Here is a 20,067-nt window from a genome sequence, read left to right on the forward strand (position 1 = left end):
CCTCGGCCCATTCGGCCAGGGCGGCGTGGGCATCCAGCTCGGCCAGGGCCTCGGCGACGGCCTGCAGGGGCTGGGCCAGGGTCTGAACCGTCCGCCGCCAGGTCTCGAAGGTCTCACCCTCGATGGCCAGGGCGCGGTGACCGGCCTGACTGATTTTTGCGTCCAGCTCGGACAGTTCGACGGTGGTGAACCGCACCTGACTGGCCAGGGTCTGGCGATGGATGAAGGGGCTGTCGGGCCCGGCCCGCATCAGGGGCTCGGCGTGTTTGGCCGTGGTCTCGAGAAAATAGCCGAGCACGGCGTTGTGGCGCACCTTCAGCGGAATGCCGGCCTCGCGCTGGGCCCGGGCCTCGAGGTCGGCGACGACCCGGCGGCTGTCGTCACGCAGGCGACGGGCCTCGTCCAGTTCCGGCCGGTGGTCGGGACGGACGAAGCCGCCATCGCGGACCAGATGCGGGGGTTCGTCGACCAGACCGTCGACCAGGCCGGCCAGCAGGTGGTCGACGTCCGGGCTCAGGGTCAGTCTGTCGAGACAGGCCGCGATACGCGTGGACGGTCCGGTCAGCGTTTCACCGGTGCCGGCGAACAGACCGGCCAGACCCTGGGCGGTGGTCAGGCCCGAGCGGATCGCCGCCAGATCGCGCGGTCCGCCCCGGCCCAGGGCCAGGCGCGATGTCGCCCGGGCGACATCGGCCGAGGCCTTGAGGGCATCGCGCAGGTCGCGGCGCAGGTCGCGGCGCTCGAGCAGCCAGCCGACGGCGTCGAGTCCATGGTTGATGGTGGTCACGTCGCGCAACGGCCGGGCGATTCGCTCGGCCAGGGCCCGGGCCCCGCCCGAGGTCACGGTGCGGTCGATACAGGCCAGCAGGGAGCCGTCGCGCTCCCCGCGCTGGGTGCGGTCAATCTCGAGGCTGAGGCGGGTGGCCGGGTCGATGGCCAGAAAGCCGGCCTCGCCCGAGCGGCGCGGCGGGGCCAGGGCCGGGATCTTGCCGGCCTGGGTCGTCTCCAGATAGGCGGCGACCAGGCCGAGGGCCGAGACCTCGGCCTCCTCGAAGGCCCCGAAGCCGTCCAGTGAGGCGACACCGTACAGGCGCTCGACCCGGACCCGGGCCCCGAGCGGCTCGGCCAGGGCCTGGGCCAGGGCCTGGACCACGCCGCCGCAGCCATCGAGCGCCGCCTGGGCGGCCGGATCAGAGAACAGACGGTCCGGCACCAGCACCTCGCTGGGGCGGAAGGCGGCCAGGGTCGCGCCCAGATCGGCCAGGTCGCAGGCCACGGCGTCGACGGTGCCGGCTGACAGCTCGACCACGGCCACGGCGGCCCGGCCCTTGCGCACGGCCACGGCCGCCAGCCGGTTGGCCCCGCGCGCGTCCAGCAGGGTGTCCTCGGTCAGGGTACCCGGGGTGACGACCCGCACCACCTCGCGTTTGACCACGGCCTTGGAGCCGCGCTTCCTCGCTTCGGACGGAGCCTCGACCTGTTCGCAAATCGCGGCCTTGAAGCCCTGGCGGATCAGCCGGGCCAGATAGCCTTCCAGCGCATGGACCGGGACCCCGGCCATCGGGATGTCCTCGCCCTGATGCTTGCCGCGCTTGGTCAGGGTGATGCCCAGGGCGGCCGAGGCGATCTCGGCGTCCCGGAAGAACAGTTCGTAGAAATCGCCCATGCGGAAGAACAGGATGGCGTCAGGGGCCCCGGCCTTGGCCGCGAGGAATTGCGCCATCACCGGGGTGGTCCCGGTGTCGACGGTCTCGGCTTTCGGTAGTGGCTTCAGGGGGGCGTTCATGGCGTCGTCACAGGGTGAAGGATTGCGTCCCTGCCCTCAAGCGGAATGGCGTGCAATCGACTTGTCGGCGCGGCATCGGCCTGCGACAAGCGGGTCAGGCGGTTTAAGGGAACACGGTGCGATACCGTGGCTGTGCCCGCAACTGTAGGCGGTGAGGCCGTCGTTCGCTCCGGATCAGCGATGATCCGGCACCACTGGAGGCTCACGGGCGTCCGGGAAGGTGAGGACGGCGGCTGTTGACCCGCAAGCCAGGAGACCTGGCCGCCGACGTCGTTCGTCCGCTGTCCGGGACCAGACAGAGGCGCGGGGCCTGTCCTGCCTTCAGCCGAAGGCATCCGTCCGTCGAAGCGACCCGATCCATGCGTCACCAGACCGTCCGGTCTGGCGGATCGGTCGCATTCAACGCCGCTGCGCGCGCATTCGCGGCGGTTTGACGGAGATACGCTGATGAAGCGGTCCATCCTGCTGTCCACGGTCGCGTTCGCGACCCTTTTTGCCCTGCCTGCCCTCGCCCGGAGTCCCGATGACGACCGGACCGCGATCCTGCCCGAGGTGATCGTCACCGCCACCCGGCTGCCGGCCATCGTTGCCGACACGCCCGGAGCCCGGGTCATCGACGCCGCCACCATCGAACAGCGCGGGGCGATCTTTGCCGCCGACATTCTGGCTGACATTCCCGGCCTGTCGGTAACCCGGTCCGGGGCCTTTGCCGGCATCGCCCAGGTGCGGATGCGGGGTGCCGCACCGGGCAAGACCCTGGTGCTGGTCGACGGGGTGCCGGTCAATGACCCGTCCGAGATCAACGGAGCCTTTGATTTCTCGGGCTTCGACCTCGGCGACATCGATCGCATCGAGCTGTTGAGCGGGCCGCAGTCGTCCCTGTGGGGGTCGGCGGCCATCGGCGGGGTCATCGCCTTCACCACCCGCGAGATCGACGGGCTGCGGGCCGAGGCCGAGGCCGGGTCGTTCGACACGGTGCGCGGGCGTCTGGCCCTGGGCCGCGCAGAAGAGGCCTGGGCCCTCGGGGCCTGGGTGTCGCGCTTCGACACGGCGGGCATTTCGGCCGCCGACGCCGCCGACGGTAACCCCGAGCGCGATGGTTTCGGCAGCACCTCGGCCGGTGTTCGGGGGCGTTACCGGTTCGCGCCCGGGGCGCGGGTCGAGGGCACGGTGCGCTGGAGCCGCAGTGCCGGCGACCTCGACGGCAATCCGCCGCCGATCTATGTGCCCGCCGACACCGCCGACACCACCGAAAGCGAGCAATGGTCGGCCAGCGGTCGTCTGCTGTTCGCGGCCGCGGGTCTGGACCATCAGCTCAGTGTGTCGGCGATCGATCTGACCCGCGCCAACCAGGGCAATTTTGCCTCGACCTTCACCGCCGACCGCCAGGTCTATCGCTGGCAGGCCACCGGGACGGCCCTGGCTGACCGGGTCGACTTTACGCTGGGGGCCGAACGGGAGGAGGACCGGGCCGCCCTGTCCACCGGTGCCACCGAACGGATGGGGGTGACCTCGGTGTTCGGGGTGTCGCGACTGCAGGTCTCGCCGCGACTGGGTGTGACCGGGGCTCTCCGGCGTGACGAAACCGACGATTTCGGCGGTGCGACCACCGGGCGATTGTCGGCGGCCTGGGATCTGGACGCCGGATTCATCCTGTCCGGGGCCTGGGGGACGGGATTCAAGGCCCCCTCGATCAGCCAGGCGGTCTGCGACTACTGCATTTCTGCCTCACCCTTCCCGGTCCTGCGGCCCGAGACGGCCGACAGTGTCGAGCTGGCGCTCGGCTGGAGCTCGGCGGACGGGCGGGTGCGGGCGCGGGCGACCGCCTACCGGCTGAATGTCGAGGACCAGATCACCTATGTCTTCGACCTGGTGAGTTTCGACAGTGTCTACGTCAATATCGACCGGACCCGGACAGACGGTGTCGAGCTTGAAGGGCAGGCCCTGTTGGGCGGGGGGCTGGCCCTGACCCTGGCCTATGGCTGGACCGACGCGACGGATCGCACGACCGGGGCGCGGTTGCTGCGGGTGCCTGAACATGCCGGGTCGGCGACCCTGGGCTGGACCGGGGCGCGCCTGTCAGGGGCGCTGACGGTGCGGGCGGAAGGGGATCAGGACGATGCCGGCGGGGTGCGCCAAGCCTTCGTCACCACAGGCCTGTCGGGCGCGTGGATCGTGACGCCGGCGGTCAGCCTGACGGCGCGGGTCGATAATCTCACGGACCGGCATTTCCAGCAGGTGTTCGGCTACGGGGAGCCGGGACGGGCCGGCTATGTCGGGGTCAGGCTGCGTTACTGATCGCGCGACGGGCGGCGGTCCCGGGGCTTTGCGCCAGGGCCGCCGGCTGTTCGAAAGCCAGCGCCTCCCAGTCGAGATCCGGCCGGGGGGCGTGGGCTGCGGCGAGGATGGCGCGCATCTCGGCGGCCGAGGCCACGCTGGCGACGACGGCGGCGACCTCGGGCAGGCCCAGGGTATAGGCCAGGGTCGCCTGCATCGGATCGATCCGCGCCTCGGCCAGCCGGCGGCGCGTGCGCGACAGGGTCGGGGCGTACTCAGCCAGATGGGCGGGCAGGGATTCGCCGCTCATGAACAGCAGGCCACGGGCGAAAACCGATGACAGATGGACAGCCACGTCCAGACCGGCCAGCTCGGACAGGATGCCGGTCCTGTGGGCGCGCTGATCCAGCAGGTTGCCGGGCATCTGCACCACGTCGGGCTGGTAGCGCCGGGCCAAGAGGGTCGGACCGTCCTCGACCGTCGCGCAAAAGCCGATGTGCCGGAACAGGCCGCGGTCCTTGAGGGCCTTGAGGCGATCCCACAGGGCCCGGCCGTCAACCCCGGCCAGGTCGGTCGCCTGGGACACCAGCAGGGTGTCACCGCGCGGCAGGCCGAGTCGCTCAAGCGAGCGCCGGGCCCGGGCCTCGACCCGGTCGAGACCCTCGCTCAGCGGTACCGTGCGGACCGTGACCTGGAAGGGGGAGGGAAAGGGCCAGGCCTGGCCCAGTTGCCGCTCGCCGTCGCCGTCCGGGCGGGTGGCGATCAGGCCGACGCCGGCGTCGGCCGCCGTCTGCAGCAAAAAGCGCAGGGCCTCCTCGCGCGCGCCGCTCGGGGCGGGCAGGGCGCGCTCGGGCTCATGCACCACCGACAGGGCGAGTTTGGCGACTGGAGACTGGGGAGAAGACGGCTTCACCCTTCGACCCTGACGGCCAAAGTTTAAGGCCGCCTCACCGAGACTTTTACAGAGTCTTACCCGCAGAGCGCCGGTCGGTGATCAGTCGGCGTCGGGTTGACGGTCCGGATGGGCAGCGATGAAGGCTGGGTGGGCATTTGCGGCCGATTCTATGGCCCGCAGGCGCGGGTAGGCGTCCAACTCAACATTGAAGCGCCGTGCGGAATAAATCTGCGGAATCAGATAGCAATCGGCGAGGCCGGGGCTCGATCCATAGGCCCAGCCGTCCCCGTGGCCCGTGACCAGTGTCTCCAGCGCGGCAAATCCGGCCGTGATCCAGCGTCCGGCCCAGGCGTCGGTCTGGGCCGGTGCGGCGTCGAACGATTCGCGCAGCGCCTTCAGGACCCGCAGGTTGTTCAGGGGATGGATGTCACAGCCGACCAGGGCCGCCATCGCGCGAACCCTGGCGCGACCGCCGGCGTCGGCGGGCAGCAACGGCGGTTCGGCGTAGGTTTCTTCCAACCATTCGAGGATGGCCGGGCTCTGGGTCAGCACCAGACCGTCGACCTCGAGTGCCGGCACCATGCCCTGGGGGTTGAGGGCCAGATAGGCGGCAGACTTCTGCTCACCCTGACGCAGGTCGACGCCGGCCTGGTCATAGGTCAGCCCCTTGAGGTTCAGGGCGATCCGGGTCCGGTAGGCGGTGCCGGATCGCCAGTAGCCGTGCAGGATCATCGCGGTCGCACCGTGAATTCCAGGGAGCTCAGTCCGTCGATGGTCGCCGTGACCCGGTCCCCGGCCAGCAACGGGCCGACACCTTCGGGCGTGCCGGTGAAGATCAGGTCGCCGGCCTGCAGGGCCCAGAGTTCGCCGGCCTTGGCCAGAATCTCGGACGGATTCCAGATCATCTCGTCGAGGTGGCCTGTCTGTCGGGCCACGCCATTGACCTCGAGACGGATGGCTGCGGCGGGATCCGGCAGGGTCCCGAGGGTCAGGGTGCCGCACGGTGCCGATTGGTCGAAGCCCTTGGCCGCGTCCCACGGCCGGCCGGCTGCCTTGGCCGCGGCCTGCAGGTCCCGGCGGGTCAGGTCGCAACCCACGGCCCAGCCGACGATGGCCCCGCCTTCGCCGACAGCGCAGACCAGTTCGATCTCATGGTGCAGGTCCGTCGTGGCGAGCGGATAGGTCGGGTCAGCCCCGTCGGTGACCAGGGCGTCAGCCGGCTTGGAAAAAAAGAACGGGGCCGGCCGGGACGGATCGCCGCCCATTTCCCGCGCATGGGCGGCGTAATTCTGGCCGACGCAGAGGATCCGGCGCACCGGAAAACGCTCGGTTGCGCCAAAAATTGGCAGGGACGGGGCGGGGGCGGGCGGGAACAGCCAGGAGGTCATCTGCATTTTCTAGGTCGGACCGGCGCGCTTCGCCAGAGGCGATGCCTCCGGGCCGGCAAACGGAGCGGTGTGGCGGCAGGAACTGACCGCGACGGCTGGCGTTTCAGGCTTGGCGACCCTATCTGTTGGGGTATCATATCCATTTTTTATCCCCGGAGCGCATCATGGCGACGACCAAGGCACGAGAAGACATCAAGGCTGACCTCAAGACCCTGAAGGCGGATCTGTCGGTCGGTGCGCGCGAGGAAGCCCAGCGTCTGCGCGAGAAGGCCGAGGCGGCCGAGGCTCGCCTGCGCGAAAAGGCCGGCGAGGCCGAAACCCTGCTGCGTGAAAAGGGCGAGGAGGTCCGGGAGCGCGCCCGGGTTTATTACGACCAGGCCCGCAATCGCAGTCGCGAATATTATGACGACGCCTCTGAACGGATCGATGAGGCCCAGCGCTACATCACCGAGCGGGTCCAGGAACGGCCGGTTCAGTCGACCGCCATTGCCCTGGGCGTGGGCGTCGTGCTCGGCCTGCTGTTGGCCGGTCGCCGCCGCTGATGGTCGGGCGCAGTCTGGTTCGCAAGGCCGTCGCCACCGCGGTGGCGGCGGGCGCGGCCTTTGTGGCCGTGATCGCCCTGGGGGCGACCCTGTATCATGCGCTGGCCCTGCTGGTCCTGCCGGTCGCGGCGGCGGCGATCACCGCCCTGCTGTTCGCCCTGGTGGCCATCGTGGTGGCGGTGGTCTTCGTCGCCCGGGCCGAGTTCGAGGAGGAAGAAGAGCCGGAGGGTCTGGCCGCGCGCGCCTTTGCCCTGTTCCGTGACCGGCCGTTGATGGGGGCCGCAGCCGCCCTGGCCGGTGGCTTCATCTTCCTGCGCAATCCGGCCCTGGCGACCATGGTCGCCGCAGCCTTTACCGAAAAGGGTGCCGGTCGACGGCGCTAGCCGAGGGAACGTCGTTTCGCCGGGGGCGTTGATACGGCAGGCGTGGCCTTGATGGACGCGTCTCCATCAACCGCTTCCGGAGAACCCCTATGCTTCGCTACGCCATCATCTTTCTCATTCTGGCGCTGGTCGCCGGTGCCCTGAACATGGGCGGCGTCGCCGCCGTTTCCATCAACATCGCCTATGTTCTGTTTGTCGTGTTCCTGATCCTGCTGGTGGTACATTTCGTCACCGGCAAGGGGGGTGGATCCCGACTCTAGGCCTCGCGCGACGACTACGATTCAGAAGGCCGCGATCGCGATGATCGCGGCCTTTTTGACGCCCTGACCGAACCGCCCTGATCAGGTGGCCGCCTGTTCCATCACGCCGGCCGCATGGGGATCGGGAGCCGTCGCCGCCGTGCGGGTGTCCTGTCGGCGCGGCAGTTTCCAGACCTGTTGCGGCTCGAAACGGTCGCCGGTCCAGCCCATGGCCGTAACCGTGATGGCCCGGCTGTCCCAGTCGATCTGGTTAAAGCCCGGCGGCGCGCCGCGCTCGCGCAACGACAGGGTGCCGCAACCGACGGCATAGGAGCACCGGTCCGACAATTCGATCGGCAGGGCGAAGGGGACATGAACATGGCCGGTCATGATCAGGTCGACCCCGGCCTCGGCAAAGATGTGGGCAGCGGCCTCGCCGCGCCGGACCTCGCCGGTCATCGGCGCGCCGATCATTTCGATGAGAGGATGGTGACAGGCCAGGACCCGAAGCGCCCCGATCGGGGCCTGGCGCAGGGCCTCGGCGGCGCGCCGGGTCTGGTCGAGGTCGATGACGCCCTTTGACCAGTTGAGCCGGGCCTGCCAGCCGCGCGCCGTGGTTACGCCCCGGACCATCAGGGCCGCACCAAGAAACTGGTGATCGTGGGCCGGGTGGCCGATCGCCGTCTCGAAAGCGCGCCACGGCCAGAACAGCCGCGCCATGGCGTCCCAGTAGGGCACATCGTGGTTGCCGACGACGACGAAGGTCGGCTCGGGCATGGCCCGGATCCAGGCCCCCGCGGCCTGAAATTCATCCGGGCGGCCCTGCTGGGTCACGTCGCCGGTAATCAGCGTCAGGTCGGCCGGGGTCGAATGGGCGTAGTCGAGGGCGGCAGCCGTGGCCTGCCCGTGCTCACAGCCGAAATGAATGTCGGAGAACTGGAGGATACGCCCCACTAGGCGGCGTCCGTCGCCGGGGCGGGCGGGGTCGGAGCCAGGGCCCGGAAGGCCCGGGGGATAAAGCGGACTTTCGCCTCATGTCGCAGCAGCGTCGGTTCGCCGTCGATCACCGCCGGAATGCGAGAGCGGGACCGGACACTGGCGCTGCGGATCGCTGTCGTCCGTACCGACGGGTCCTGCCGCCAGCCGGTGAACAGGGCGTGGGCCGCCAAACGGACGGCCTGTCCGGCATCGACCGGGTTCATCGCCGCCGCCTCGAGCCCGGCATCGTCGCCGATGGCCCGGGAGATGGTCGGGCTGATCAGAACCAGGGCCTCGGTCTGGCGTCCGCTCGCGCCGTCCAGCGCATAGCGCAGCCGGCCGCTGAAGGCGCGCCGCAGGGCGCGCCGTGCATAGACCCAGGCCAGTTTCAGCTGGCCGGCACGGATCGCCTCGCGAGCGGGAGCCCACAGGGCCGCGGACCCGAGGATGGCCGCGCAATAGAAGGTGTGTCGGCTGTCAGCGTCGCTGATCTCGCCTCCGGCTATGTCCCGGACCGTTCCCTGTTCCAGCGCCAGGCGCAGGGCGGCCTTCCAGTCAGCGGTGTCATAGAGGGCGCGAGGCAGCATATTCATGGTTCCGCCCGGCAGGGGCGCGATCAGCGGTCCGTCGGGCCCGGCGCGTGAGGCGATGGTGCCGGCGGTCCCGTCGCCGGCGAGGACGATCAGGACATCCGGAGCGGAGGCCAGGGCCGCATCGACCCGGGCGTCGAAATCGTCATGGGTCAACTCGACGACCGAGGATTCGAAATCATAGTCCGCAAGGAGGCTGGTCGCTTCCGCTACGGCCTGGGCCCCGACGCCACCGGACAGGGGATTCACCAGCATGATCACACGCTTCAACGCGACATGGGCCGTCAAAGTCGGCAGGCCGGGGTTTGATCCGGTTCCGGCGCGTAAATCGGCGGCCAGGGCGGCCGTCGGATCGATCAAGGTTTCGCTCATCAGGCCCGAACGCCCCGGCCGGAGTGATGTTCCGGCCGGGTTGAATGCGGGATGAGGTTTACTTCTTCATCTCGTTGGCGGTGGTCTCGGCTCCGGCCTGCAGGGCATCCCCGGCCTTGGCCGCTGCCGCGCCGGCTTCCGCTGCCGCGTCATCAGCGGCGGCCGGAGCCTTGCCGATCAGGCCTCTGGCACCGTCCCACCCGCTGGTGATCCAGCCGTCAACGACCGCGCCACCGGCGGCCAGGGACTGTTCCTTGATGCCGAGAACCGCGGTCAGGGCACCGAACAACGCCAGCAGCGTAACCAGCAGGCCGACGATCGGCATGCCGGAACGCTTGCGCGAACGGGCCCAAACCGGACTGGTTTCGCCGCCATCGGCCATTCTGACGGGTTGAGAAAATCGCATGAAAGCCCCCTAATCGTCCTGTGGATCCGGACCGCACCCCCTGCGCGACCGCACAAATCCACTGGATCCAAAGCCTAATACAGCCTTGAAGTGGATAATAGCGCGGGAACCGTCATGACAATCCAGCGTTCTCCCCCACGGGGCGAACCCTTAAGGGATGAAGGACATCAATATGAACAAGGCACTTATCGCGATTGCAGCCGCCGGCCTGATGGCCACCGCCTGCGCCAGTGATCCGTACGGTAACAACGAAACCCTGCGCCAGGGCACCATCGGTGCCGGTATCGGTGCCGTCGCCGGGGCGATCATCGGCAACAACGTTGGCGACGGTAACGCCGGACGTGGCGCGGCCATCGGGGCTGTGGTCGGCGGCGCGGCGGGTGCTATCCGCGGCTCGCAGCAGGATCGCAACAACCAGCAGCGCTACCAGGACGCCCAGGGCCGCTACTACTACTGCTACGATAACCGTCAGACTGAATGTTATTGGGAAAACGGTCAGCGTCGCTACTAGGCGAGACCATACTGGACCGGGTCTGACCCGGTCCGGTAACGGGGCGGTTCGTCATGTGGCGGACCGCCCTTTTTGCGTGCGGGTCCTGCCGGGGAGGCGGGGTTGCCCTGGAGGACTGAGATGAAACGGACAGCATTGATCGCGGTGACGGCGGGGCTGGCGCTGTCCGGGTGCGGGCTGGGTGCGGGCATGTTCGGGAGCCGCGAGGCCCTGGTGGCGGTGCCGGCGACCTGTGTGCCGCAGCGGTTCGAGATCTATTTCGCCGACAGCGAGGCCCGGCTGACCGAGTCCGCGCGTCAGGCCATCGGCGCCACCGCCGCCCAGCTGCGGGATTGCGACATCCAGCGCGTGCAGGTGGTCGGCCTGTCCGATGCCCGGGGTGGCGGGGCGGCCAACCAGAGCCTGTCCGAGCGCCGCGCGATGGCGGTCGCCGATGCGCTGAAGGCCGCCGGCTGGCCGGTTCCGGTCTTCGCGGTCGAGGGCGTGGGTGAGGCCGGGGCCGTGACCGACACCGGGGCCCGCGAACCGATGCGCCGTCGTACCGAGGTTCTGGTCGAGGCCGCGCCGCGACGCTGAGACCGGTGGCCCCGACCCCGGGGCTTGGCTAAGGTCGCCGCTGTTTCGGCCGCCGGATATTCGCCTTGCGCAGACTGACCTTCTTGCTGACCGGCCTGCTGCTGGCCCTGAGCGCCCTGCCGGTTGCGGCCCGGGCGGTAGCGGGCCCGCAGTCGACGCCCCGGATCGAGGCCGAACTGGTGGCGATGTCGGCCTGGGCCGCGCCCGGATCGACGGCCGTGGTCGCCGTGCGCCAGACGATCGCCCCCGGCTGGCATACCTACTGGCGCAACCCGGGCGACTCCGGCGGGGCCCCCACCCTGAACTGGATCCTGCCACCGGACGTGACCGCCGGTGCGGTGGTCTGGCCCCTGCCCGGCCGCCAGCCGCTGCTGGGGCTGATGAATTACGGGTATGCGGGCGAGACATATCTGCCGGTACCGGTACAAATTCCGCCGACGGCCCGGCCGGGAACCACCCTGCCCCTGTCGGTCAAGGTCCTGATCCTGGTGTGCAGCGCCGAGATGTGCGTGCCGGACGAAATGACCCTGGGGCTGAACCTGCCGATCCGTGAGGGGGCGGCCCCGCTGTCGCCGCGCGTCGGCGCGCCGATCCGCACAATACTCGACAGTGCCCCCCGGCCCGCTGGGATCACCGCCCGCGTCAGCCTGGCCGACGGGGTCCTGACCCTGTCGGCCCGGGACGGCCCGCTGGCCGAAATCGCCGATGGGCCGGCCTATTTCTTCCCCTATCGCAGCGATCTGATCCTGCACCCGGCTGTCCAGACCGGGGAGCGGGGTGCCGAGGGCCTGACCCTGAAACTGCAGCCGGCCGGGGACCGGGTCGCCGCCGGGCTGGACGGCCCGGTCGAGGGGGTGCTGGCCACGGCGGCCGGGGCCTTTGAAATCCGGGCCGAGCCTGGCCCGCCCTTGCCGGGCACGACCGGGGCCGGGGCCCTGCCGCCGATCGACGACAGCCCGACGACGACCGGGGCGCTGGTCGTGGTCCAGGCCCTGCTGTTCGCCCTGCTCGGCGGGCTCATCCTCAATCTGATGCCCTGCGTCTTCCCGATCCTGGCCATGAAGGCGGCGGCCCTGTCAGCCTCGGCCCATGACCCGGTCGAGGCGCGGCGCGACGGCCTGGCCTTCCTCGCCGGGGTCCTGGTGAGCTTTGTCGCCCTGGCCGCGGCCATGCTGGTGCTGCGGGCCCTGGGCGAGTCGGTCGGCTGGGGGTTTCAGCTGCAGTCCCCGGCGGTAATCGCCGGTCTGGCGTTGCTGATGCTGGCCGTCGGCCTGAACCTGTCCGGCGTCTTTCATGTCGGGGCGGGTCTGCAGGGCGTGGGGTCGGGGCCGCTGGCGCGCCTGCCCGGCGGGCTGGGGGCCTTCTTTACCGGGGTGCTGGCCGTGGTGGTCGCGGCCCCCTGCACCGCTCCCTTCATGGCCTTTGCCCTTGGGGCGGCCCTGCTGATGCCCTGGCCGCTGGCTTTGGCAGTGTTTCTGGCCCTGGGTCTGGGCCTGGCCCTGCCCTATGTGGCGGTCAGCCTGTCGCCGGCCCTGCTGGGCAAACTGCCCCCTCCGGGACCGTGGATGGAGCGGCTCAAGGGGCTGCTGGCCTTCCCCATGTATGCGACGGCCCTGTGGCTGGCCTGGGTGTTCAGCCGGCAGACCGGGGCCGAGGCCCTGGGGCTGTTGTTCGCGGCCGGCGTGCTGCTGGCGCTGGGGGTCTGGCTGGTCGGCACGGGTCAGGGCGAGCGGACCCCGGGCGTGACCCGCCGCCTGTATCTGGCCGTCGGCGTGGTCGTCCTGGCCCTGGCCGGGGCCACGGCCCTGCTGGCATCGGTAATCCCGGCAGAGATGGCGGTGACCCGGCCCGGCGGGGCCTCGTCCGGACCGGTCTCGACGCCCTGGTCCGCGGCCGCCGTTGCGGCGGCGCGGGCCGAGGGCAAGCCGGTTCTGGTCAATCTGACCGCCGACTGGTGCGTGAGCTGCAAGATCAATGAACGGGTGGCGCTGAGCTCAGCGCGGGTGGCGGCGGCGCTGGAGGCGACGGGGACCGTCTATCTGGTCGGGGACTGGACCCGGCGCGATGACGCCATCACCGCTGAACTGGCGCGCCACGGGCGCTCGGGCGTGCCCCTGTATCTGTATTACGCCCCCGGACAGGTCGAGCCGCGCCTCCTGCCGCAACTGCTGACCGAGGGGGTGGTGGTGGAGGCGTTGAAGGATCGTCGCTGAACCCTCTCCCACTGGGAGAGGGTGTCAACGTCACGCTTCCGGCTGGGGCGGGGCGGTGATGACCTCGACATTGTCGTTCAGCAGATAGGCGAGCTCGGACAGGGCGTCGGCGCGGGCCGGGGCGGTGGTGGCGGCCTCGAGGGCGGCGACCTTCTTCGGGATATCCTCGGCGATGCCGCGCAGGATGCATTTCAGATCGCCGTCGGTGCCGCGTTCGCGCAGGATGATATGGCCCTGCATGTCCAGATCGGCCAGTTCGGCGGCGCGGGCCTTGAAGCCGGAAAACACATCGCCGGTCATGAAGCCGGTCTGGTCGGCGACGCCGTCGGCGGCCCAGCCGTCGACCATGGCCTTGAGCGTTCCCGAGCGGGCGACGATGTCGGCGAACAGGGGCTCGCCGGCGACCGAGACCGGCGCGTCGACCGCCGCCGGCGGCCGGGCCGCGGCCAGGGCGACGTCGGGATTGGTGAGCATCAGCATGGAAGCAATGGCGAGACCACAGGACATGGCAGACCTCTCGGGACGGAATTCGCGAATCAGCGGTTGAACCGGCTTACGCCTGACCCGTAAACGAGAGCTTGATTGCCGCCCGGAGACTGCTGACATGCCCGTGACATCGCCGCGCACCCAGGCCCTGACGAGGCTGGAAAACATCGCGCGTCTGGATGCGGACACGGCGATCCTGGAGCAGTTTGACGCCGATCCCTGGCGCGCGGCGCGCATGGGTCTGGAGGCGGCCGGCCTGTGGCTGGACCTGTCGAAACAGGGCTGGAGCCGCGAGGGGTTCGAGGCCTGTCTGGCCCTGGCCCAGGCCTGCGATCTGGAGGGCCGTCGCGCCGCCCTGTTCGCGGGTGAGGCGGTCAACGGCACCGAGGGTCGGGCGGTGCTGCATCCGGCCCTGCGGGCCGCCCCCGGCGCGGACTTTCACGCCTTGGGCGAGCCGGTCTCGGAAGAGGTCGCCACCGTGCGCGAAGCCATCGCCGCCTATGCCACGGCGGTCCGCAGCGGCAGCGAGGCCGGGGCGACGGGCAAGCCGTTCCGCGCCATCGTTCACATCGGCATCGGCGGGTCGGATCTGGGGCCGCGTCTGCTGTGGGACGCGCTGCGGCCGCTGGATCCGGCGATCGACCTGCGGTTCGTCGCCAATATCGACCCGCGCGACATGGCCGAGGCCCTGACCGGGCTGGATCCCGAGACCACCCTGGTGGTGGTGGTGTCCAAGACCTTCACCACCCAGGAGACCCTGGCCAATGCCGAACGGGCCCGGGCCTGGCTGGCCGCGGCCCTGCCCGAGGCCGGGCGTGAGCGCCATCTGGTCGGGGTGACGGCGGCCCCGGACAGGGCGGCGGCCTTCGGCTGTGGCCACACCTTCGGTTTCCGCGACTGGGTCGGCGGGCGGTATTCGCTGTGGTCGGCGGTCAGTCTGTCGGTGGCCGTGGCGGCGGGGCCCGAGGTTTTTGAACGGCTGCTGGCTGGGGCGGCGGAGATGGACGCCCATTTCCTCTCGGCCCCGCTGGCGCGCAATGCCCCGGTGATGCTGGCCCTGGCCCAGGTGTTCAATGTCGCCGGGATGAAGCGGCCGGCCCGGACCGTGGCCCCCTATGCCCACGCCCTGCGCCAGCTGCCGGCCTTCCTGCAGCAGCTGGAGATGGAGTCGAACGGCAAGGGGGTGCGCCGCGACGGCAGTCCGGTCGATACGCCGACCGGCCCGGTGGTGTTCGGCGAACCCGGCACCAACGGCCAGCACGCCTTCTTCCAGCAGATCCACCAGGGGCCCGGGGTGGTGCCGGCGGAGTTCATCATCGTGCGCCACACCGGCGAGACCGGTGACGGGATCGGCGACGCCCCCCTGTGGGCGAACGCCCTGGCCCAGGCCCAGGCCCTGATGGTCGGCAAGAGCGCGGCCACGGCCCGGGCCGAACTGCTGGCCGCCGGGGCCGATGCGGCCGAGGCCGACCGGCTGGCCCCGCACAAGGCCTTTCCCGGCAACCGGCCCTCGACCACGATCGTGATGGAGCGGCTGACGCCCGAGGCCCTGGGGGCCCTGCTGGCCCTGTATGAGCACAAGACCTTCGTCGAGGGGGTGATCTGGGACATCAACAGCTTCGACCAGTGGGGCGTCGAACTGGGCAAGGTGCTGGCGACGGCGATCCTGAAGGATGTGAAGGCGGGGACGGCGTCGGCGGGGCTGGATCCGTCGACGGCGGGGTTGTTGAGGCGGCTGATCGGGTGAGGGGGATGGGGCGCGGACTTTTCGCCATGGGTGGTAGTCGGACGCTGCGTTCGGTAGCTTCCGCCGGATGACCGAGCCAAAGATAGTGCTGGAACTGCCCATGTCGGATGCAGCATTGCTCCCGGCATTCGTGGAGAGGTGCCTTGCCGAGAATGTATCCCTGATCGCAGTGATCGGAGAAGGGTGTGAAGGCATCGAAGACGAGATCGACTGGCTAATCGTTGGCGACGGCTCGGACCCCAGCCGATTTATCACCACGTCCAGCCACCCCGGCGAGACTCTCGATCAGGTCGTCGAGTTCGCGACAGCGTGGCGGGTGACTGCTGACGGCCCCACGCAGATCATCCGCATTTGAAGGTCCGCTTTGGGGTGGTTAGCGGCGTTGAGCGACCACGAGCCAGCAGGGATGATATGCCCTGAGATAACCGCCCAGAAAGTGACAGGTTCGCCCGAGAGGTGAATTTTCCACGTGCTATTGCTGTCTACAAACCGCGCGAGGTGCGGAAGTATCTCATCGAGCGTCTGCTCCCACGCATCGCCATAGGGATCGGACTAGTTCGGATCGTGCCCGAATACGTCCAGCTTCCAGCCTGCACCGCCTTCACGACCAAACAACACCTCGCGCACGTCTGGTCGAAACGAACTGCCAGAGTAGATAGTGTCCATCCGTTGTGCCTCTCCCGAACACGGAGCATTGCAGCGCGCTCGAACGTTCGCAACGGGTGGATAGCGGCTAGTCAACACGCACAAAGACCCGGTCACCTTGTCATCCCGGAGGCCGCGAAGCGGCGATCCGGGACGGCCTGCCTCCGCTGCTCGGGGCCTCCCGGAAATCGCGGCGCGATTGTCCGGGAGACGGGTGCCGTCCTGCGGGAGCCTGACCTGTCTCCCGGACAGCGGCTGACGCCGCTTCCGGGAGGATCGGATTGGGGTGGTCAAGCGTCCCGGATAGCGCCTTTGGCGCTTCCGGGATGACAAGGGGGCACTGGTGTCGTGCGGCGCGTTCTCTTCCAAGACCCGTCATCCTCGGGCTTGTCCCGAGGACCCATTGCGGGGCCTTGCGGGCGGTGGATGTCTCGCGGGGGTATCATCCGGGCCCTGATCCGACGCTCCAGCCGCTGACCCATGGGTCCTCGGGCCAAGCCCGAGGATGACGGGATGGAAGGTTTGTCATCCCGGATGGCGAACACCATGAAAAAGGCGGCCCCCGTTTCCGGGGGCCGCCTTCTCGCCCGTCCGATCAAAGGCGACGCGACCGGACGTATGGGGTCAGACCCGTAGCGCTCTAGTAGCGACGGTCGTAGCGGTATTCGCGACGGTCATCGCGCGGGTTGCGATCATTGCGGTCGATGCCGTGCTCACGCTCCCAGTGGCCCTGGTTCCGGTAGCAGACGCCGCCACGATAGTAGTTGCAGTCGGCGCGCTGGCGCGAAGACTGGCTGTAGCCGCGATTGTCGCCATAGCCGTAGCCGGTGCCATAGCCGTTCCCGTAACCGCGGCTGCGGTCGATGCCGTGTTCGCGTTCCCAGTGGCCCTGGTTCCGGTAGCACTGGCCGCCGCGATAATAGTCGCAGTCGCCGCCGCTGTTCGAGGCGGCCCCGAGGGCGGCCCCGGCCAGGGCCCCGCCGGCGACATAGCTGCCGTCACCCTGGCCGATCAGGGCCCCGGCCAGGGCCCCGATGGCGGCTCCGATCAGCACGTCGCCGGTCTGGTCGCGGTCGTTGTCATGGGTGCGGTAGCGGCTCTGGGCGTCGGCGGGGGCCGCGGCCAGCAGGCTGACGGCCATGGCACCGACCAGGGCCGGCGCGGCGAGGGTGAGTCTGGAAAGCATGGTCATGGTCCGTCCCTTCGGTCTGGGGTCGGCGGGGCTGCCGAAATCCTGAGCCCCATCCTGGCGGATGCCGTCTGAACAGGGTCGGGGGGGTCTGTTCATCCCCGGTTCATCGCGACGACGACCGGGCGGGCGTGTCCCATGCGCCGGATACGGGAATATCCGCCCGCCCCGCTTGACGATGCGCTGCCGTCTGCCTACTTGCCCCTCACGTTAGCACTCGATGGCATCGGCTGCCAAAACCGGTCCCGAGGCGCTGGCGACTCATTCTGGAAGTCTGCAATCGGAGAATACACAGATGGCGTTTCGTCCTCTCGGCGATCGCGTGCTGGTCAAGCGCGTTGAAGAAGAATCCAAGACCAAGGGCGGGATCATCATCCCCGACTCGGCCAAGGAAAAGCCCCAGGAAGGTGAAGTCGTCTCGGTCGGCCCCGGTGGTCGTGACGAGGACGGCAAACATGTCGCCATGGACCTGAAGGCCGGCGACCGCATCCTGTTCGGCAAATGGTCGGGCACCGAGGTCAAGATCGACGGCGATGACCTGATCATCATGAAAGAGTCGGACGTGCTGGGCGTGCTTTCGTAAGCACCGGCGTTTCCTCGACTTTTCCCCTCAACGATAGATAACAGGAGCCGCCTCACATGGCTGCCAAACAAGTTCAGTTCTCCACCGAAGCCCGCGAGAAGATGCTGCGCGGCGTCAACATCCTGGCCAATGCGGTCAAGGTCACCCTCGGTCCCAAGGGCCGCAACGTCATTATCCAGAAGTCCTTCGGCGCCCCGCGCTCGACCAAGGACGGCGTCTCGGTCGCCAAGGAGATCGAGCTCGAGGATCCCTTCGAGAACATGGGCGCCCAGCTGATCCGCGAAGTCGCCTCCAAGACCAATGACAAGGCCGGCGACGGCACCACCACCGCCACCGTCCTGGCCCAGTCCATCGTGCAGGAAGGCCTCAAATCCGTCGCCGCCGGCATGAACCCGATGGATCTGAAGCGCGGCATCGACAAGGCCGTCACCGCCGTCCTCGCCGAGATCAAGGCCTCGGCCAAGAAGGTCTCGAACAATTCCGAGATCGCCCAGGTCGGCACCATCTCGGCCAATGGCGACGTCGAGGTCGGCGAAATGATCGCCAAGGCCATGGAAAAGGTCGGCAACGAAGGCGTCATCACGGTTGAAGAGGCCAAGACCGCCGAGACCGAGCTGGACGTCGTCGAGGGCATGCAGTTCGACCGCGGCTACCTCAGCCCCTATTTCATCACCAATGCCGACAAGATGGAGGTTCAGCTCGAGGAACCCCTGATCATGCTGCACGAGAAGAAACTCTCGTCGCTGCAGTCGATGCTGCCGATCCTGGAAGCCGTGGTCCAGAGCGGTCGTCCGCTGCTGATCATCGCCGAGGACATCGAGGGCGAGGCCCTGGCCACCCTCGTGGTGAACAAGCTGCGTGGCGGCCTGCGCGTCGCCGCCGTCAAGGCCCCGGGCTTCGGTGACCGCCGCAAGGCCATGCTGGAGGACATCGCCGTCCTGACCGGCGGCCAGGTGATCTCGGAAGACCTCGGCATCAAGCTCGAGAACGTCACCCTCGACATGCTGGGCAAGGCCAAGAAGGTCACCATCACCAAGGACGACACCACCATCGTCGACGGCATCGGCGGCAAGGACGAGATCGAGGCCCGCATCGGCCAGATCAAGCGCCAGATCGAGGACACCACCTCGGACTATGACAAGGAGAAGCTGCAGGAACGTCTGGCCAAACTGGCCGGCGGTGTTGCCGTGATCCGCGTCGGCGGCTCGACCGAGGTCGAGGTCAAGGAGAAGAAGGACCGCGTCGACGACGCCCTGAACGCCACGCGTGCGGCCGTTGAGGAAGGCATCGTCCCCGGCGGCGGCATCGCCCTGCTGAAGGCGACCCGCGCCCTCGAAGGCCTGACCGGTGACAATGCCGACCAGACGGCCGGTATCGCCATCATCCGTCGCGCCATCCAGGCCCCGATCCGCCAGATCGTCGAAAACGCCGGCGTTGAAGGCTCGATCGTGGTCGGCAAGGTGCTGGACAACAAGTCCGCCACCTACGGCTTCAATGCCCAGACCGAAGAGTATGGCGACCTGGTGCAGATGGGCGTGATCGATCCGGCCAAGGTGGTTCGCACCGCCCTGCAGGACGCGGCCTCGGTCGCCGGCATCATGATCACCACCGAAGCGGCCGTGGCCGATGCGCCCAAGAAGTCCGGCGGCGGTGCCCCCGACATGGGCGGCATGGGCGGCGGCATGGGTGGCATGGACTTCTAGTCCACGCCTTCAGGCTAAAGCTGAACGAACAGAAGAGGGCGGCTCCGGTGACGGGGCCGCCCTTTTTCTTACTTGCGACAGACGCTCACAAGAACATAGTTCTACAAGGCGAAAGCGGTGTACCGTCCATTTCACGCGATTCCGTCGTAAGCGGAGATCATTGTGGTGCGAAGCGATTGGACTTGGCTTTCGGGGATAAGGCGCTTCGCTTCATTTGCGAGAGCCGATTGAAGGCCCAGAAGCAAATGGGTGAGGAAGCCGCCGCTGCTCTGCATGCGAGGCTGGCCGATCTTGAGGCGGCCGATATAATCACAGACATCAGCTGGGTTCCGATGGAGATCGGAGCAACTTCGGTTGCTATCCAATTTCACCCTCGTTATCGCCTGTTCGTTGAAGCAAATGAGGCCAAGCCGCCGAAGCGAGGCGACGTCATCGATTGGAATAGGGTGGAACGCTTGCTGATAAAAAGGCTTGATCGGACATGACTAATCGATCTTTGTTCGAGCGAGATTGGGCAGTCTCGCCCGGCGCGACCGTCCAAGATATTATAACCTCAAG

General features: G+C 68.6%; 21 protein-coding genes and 1 riboswitch. Of the genes, 12 read left to right on the forward strand and 9 right to left on the reverse strand.

What is annotated here, in order from left to right; genetic code table 11:
• Positions 1-1,786 (reverse strand): DNA mismatch repair protein MutS (gene mutS / locus PSV00_RS07735; RefSeq protein WP_300445947.1); only part of this gene is annotated, 1,786 nt, incomplete at its 3' end.
• Between the two features lie 54 nt (positions 1,787-1,840).
• Positions 1,841-2,066, forward strand: a riboswitch (cobalamin riboswitch).
• Positions 2,067-2,233: 167 nt separating this feature from the next.
• Here mutS and PSV00_RS07740 point away from each other — a divergent pair.
• Positions 2,234-4,084, forward strand: a complete 1,851-nt coding sequence (locus PSV00_RS07740; protein WP_300445948.1) for a TonB-dependent siderophore receptor — start codon at positions 2,234-2,236, stop codon at positions 4,082-4,084.
• Here PSV00_RS07740 and PSV00_RS07745 read toward each other — a convergent pair.
• From PSV00_RS07745 to PSV00_RS07755, 3 genes are all read right to left on the reverse strand, one after another.
• Positions 4,068-4,976: an aldo/keto reductase gene (locus PSV00_RS07745; RefSeq protein WP_300445949.1), complete on the reverse strand. Its 909-nt coding sequence runs from the start codon at positions 4,974-4,976 to the stop codon at positions 4,068-4,070. The genes PSV00_RS07740 and PSV00_RS07745 overlap by 17 nt on opposite strands.
• An 81-nt stretch (positions 4,977-5,057) precedes the next feature.
• Positions 5,058-5,690 carry a maleylacetoacetate isomerase gene (maiA, locus tag PSV00_RS07750; RefSeq protein ID WP_300445950.1) on the reverse strand — a complete coding sequence of 211 codons (633 nt, stop codon included), beginning with the start codon at positions 5,688-5,690 and terminating at the stop codon, positions 5,058-5,060.
• Positions 5,687-6,346, reverse strand: a complete 660-nt coding sequence (locus PSV00_RS07755) for a fumarylacetoacetate hydrolase family protein (protein ID WP_300445951.1) — start codon at positions 6,344-6,346, stop codon at positions 5,687-5,689. The genes maiA and PSV00_RS07755 overlap by 4 nt, the downstream gene beginning before the upstream one ends.
• A 164-nt stretch (positions 6,347-6,510) precedes the next feature.
• On the opposite strand from PSV00_RS07755, the gene PSV00_RS07760 reads away from it, so the two are divergent.
• From PSV00_RS07760 to PSV00_RS07770, 3 genes are all read left to right on the forward strand, one after another.
• Complete coding sequence (locus tag PSV00_RS07760; RefSeq protein WP_300445952.1) at positions 6,511-6,888, forward strand: DUF883 domain-containing protein; 378 nt, start codon at positions 6,511-6,513, stop codon at positions 6,886-6,888.
• Positions 6,888-7,271, forward strand: coding sequence for a hypothetical protein (locus PSV00_RS07765; protein ID WP_300445953.1), 384 nt, complete (start codon positions 6,888-6,890; stop codon positions 7,269-7,271). The genes PSV00_RS07760 and PSV00_RS07765 overlap by 1 nt, the downstream gene beginning before the upstream one ends.
• 89 nt (positions 7,272-7,360) lie before the next feature.
• Entirely contained in the window at positions 7,361-7,531 is a 171-nt protein-coding gene (locus tag PSV00_RS07770; RefSeq protein WP_300445954.1) for a DUF1328 domain-containing protein, read from the forward strand.
• 81 nt (positions 7,532-7,612) lie between these two features.
• On the opposite strand, the gene PSV00_RS07775 is transcribed toward PSV00_RS07770, so the two are convergent.
• From PSV00_RS07775 to PSV00_RS07785, 3 genes are read right to left on the reverse strand one after another with little or no spacing between them, the layout of a single operon-like run.
• Complete coding sequence (locus tag PSV00_RS07775) at positions 7,613-8,464, reverse strand: metallophosphoesterase (protein ID WP_300445955.1); 852 nt, start codon at positions 8,462-8,464, stop codon at positions 7,613-7,615.
• Positions 8,464-9,450: a diacylglycerol kinase family protein gene (locus PSV00_RS07780; protein WP_300445956.1), complete on the reverse strand. Its 987-nt coding sequence runs from the start codon at positions 9,448-9,450 to the stop codon at positions 8,464-8,466. Before PSV00_RS07780 ends, PSV00_RS07775 begins: the two co-directional genes overlap by 1 nt.
• Positions 9,451-9,508: 58 nt before the next feature.
• On the reverse strand, positions 9,509-9,856 hold the full coding sequence (locus tag PSV00_RS07785) for a hypothetical protein (protein ID WP_300445957.1): 348 nt from the start codon (positions 9,854-9,856) through the stop codon (positions 9,509-9,511).
• Positions 9,857-10,028: 172 nt separating this feature from the next.
• Here PSV00_RS07785 and PSV00_RS07790 point away from each other — a divergent pair, with 172 nt between their 5' ends.
• From PSV00_RS07790 to PSV00_RS07800, 3 genes are all read left to right on the forward strand, one after another.
• Positions 10,029-10,367 (forward strand): YMGG-like glycine zipper-containing protein, encoded by a 339-nt coding sequence (locus tag PSV00_RS07790; RefSeq protein ID WP_300445958.1) that lies wholly within the window; start codon positions 10,029-10,031, stop codon positions 10,365-10,367.
• A 120-nt stretch (positions 10,368-10,487) separates the two neighbouring features.
• Entirely contained in the window at positions 10,488-10,943 is a 456-nt protein-coding gene (locus tag PSV00_RS07795) for an OmpA family protein (RefSeq protein ID WP_300445959.1), read from the forward strand.
• A 65-nt stretch (positions 10,944-11,008) separates the two neighbouring features.
• Positions 11,009-13,156, forward strand: coding sequence for a thioredoxin family protein (locus tag PSV00_RS07800; protein ID WP_300445960.1), 2,148 nt, complete (start codon positions 11,009-11,011; stop codon positions 13,154-13,156).
• 30 nt (positions 13,157-13,186) lie between these two features.
• Here the strand turns inward: PSV00_RS07800 and PSV00_RS07805 are convergent, their stop codons facing one another.
• Positions 13,187-13,663, reverse strand: a complete 477-nt coding sequence (locus tag PSV00_RS07805; RefSeq protein ID WP_300445961.1) for a hypothetical protein — start codon at positions 13,661-13,663, stop codon at positions 13,187-13,189.
• 97 nt (positions 13,664-13,760) lie between these two features.
• Here PSV00_RS07805 and pgi point away from each other — a divergent pair, with 97 nt between their 5' ends.
• Together pgi and PSV00_RS07815 are read left to right on the forward strand one after the other, a co-directional pair.
• Positions 13,761-15,389: a glucose-6-phosphate isomerase gene (pgi, locus tag PSV00_RS07810; RefSeq protein WP_300445962.1), complete on the forward strand. Its 1,629-nt coding sequence runs from the start codon at positions 13,761-13,763 to the stop codon at positions 15,387-15,389.
• A gap of 67 nt (positions 15,390-15,456) precedes the next feature.
• Complete coding sequence (locus PSV00_RS07815) at positions 15,457-15,744, forward strand: hypothetical protein (RefSeq protein ID WP_300445963.1); 288 nt, start codon at positions 15,457-15,459, stop codon at positions 15,742-15,744.
• Positions 15,745-16,674: 930 nt separating this feature from the next.
• Here the strand turns inward: PSV00_RS07815 and PSV00_RS07820 are convergent.
• Complete coding sequence (locus PSV00_RS07820) at positions 16,675-17,220, reverse strand: hypothetical protein (protein ID WP_300445964.1); 546 nt, start codon at positions 17,218-17,220, stop codon at positions 16,675-16,677.
• Positions 17,221-17,518: 298 nt separating this feature from the next.
• Here PSV00_RS07820 and groES point away from each other — a divergent pair, with 298 nt between their 5' ends.
• The 3 genes from groES (at position 17,519) to PSV00_RS07835 (ending at position 19,994) form a co-directional block, all read left to right on the forward strand.
• Positions 17,519-17,806, forward strand: coding sequence for a co-chaperone GroES (gene groES, locus PSV00_RS07825; protein WP_300445965.1), 288 nt, complete (start codon positions 17,519-17,521; stop codon positions 17,804-17,806).
• 56 nt (positions 17,807-17,862) lie between these two features.
• Entirely contained in the window at positions 17,863-19,509 is a 1,647-nt protein-coding gene (groL, locus tag PSV00_RS07830) for a chaperonin GroEL (protein ID WP_300445966.1), read from the forward strand.
• A 227-nt stretch (positions 19,510-19,736) separates the two neighbouring features.
• Positions 19,737-19,994: a hypothetical protein gene (locus PSV00_RS07835; protein WP_300445967.1), complete on the forward strand. Its 258-nt coding sequence runs from the start codon at positions 19,737-19,739 to the stop codon at positions 19,992-19,994.
• Positions 19,995-20,067: the final 73 nt, after the last annotated feature.

Source organism: Brevundimonas sp. (assembly GCF_029945885.1).
Taxonomy (GTDB): domain Bacteria; phylum Pseudomonadota; class Alphaproteobacteria; order Caulobacterales; family Caulobacteraceae; genus Brevundimonas.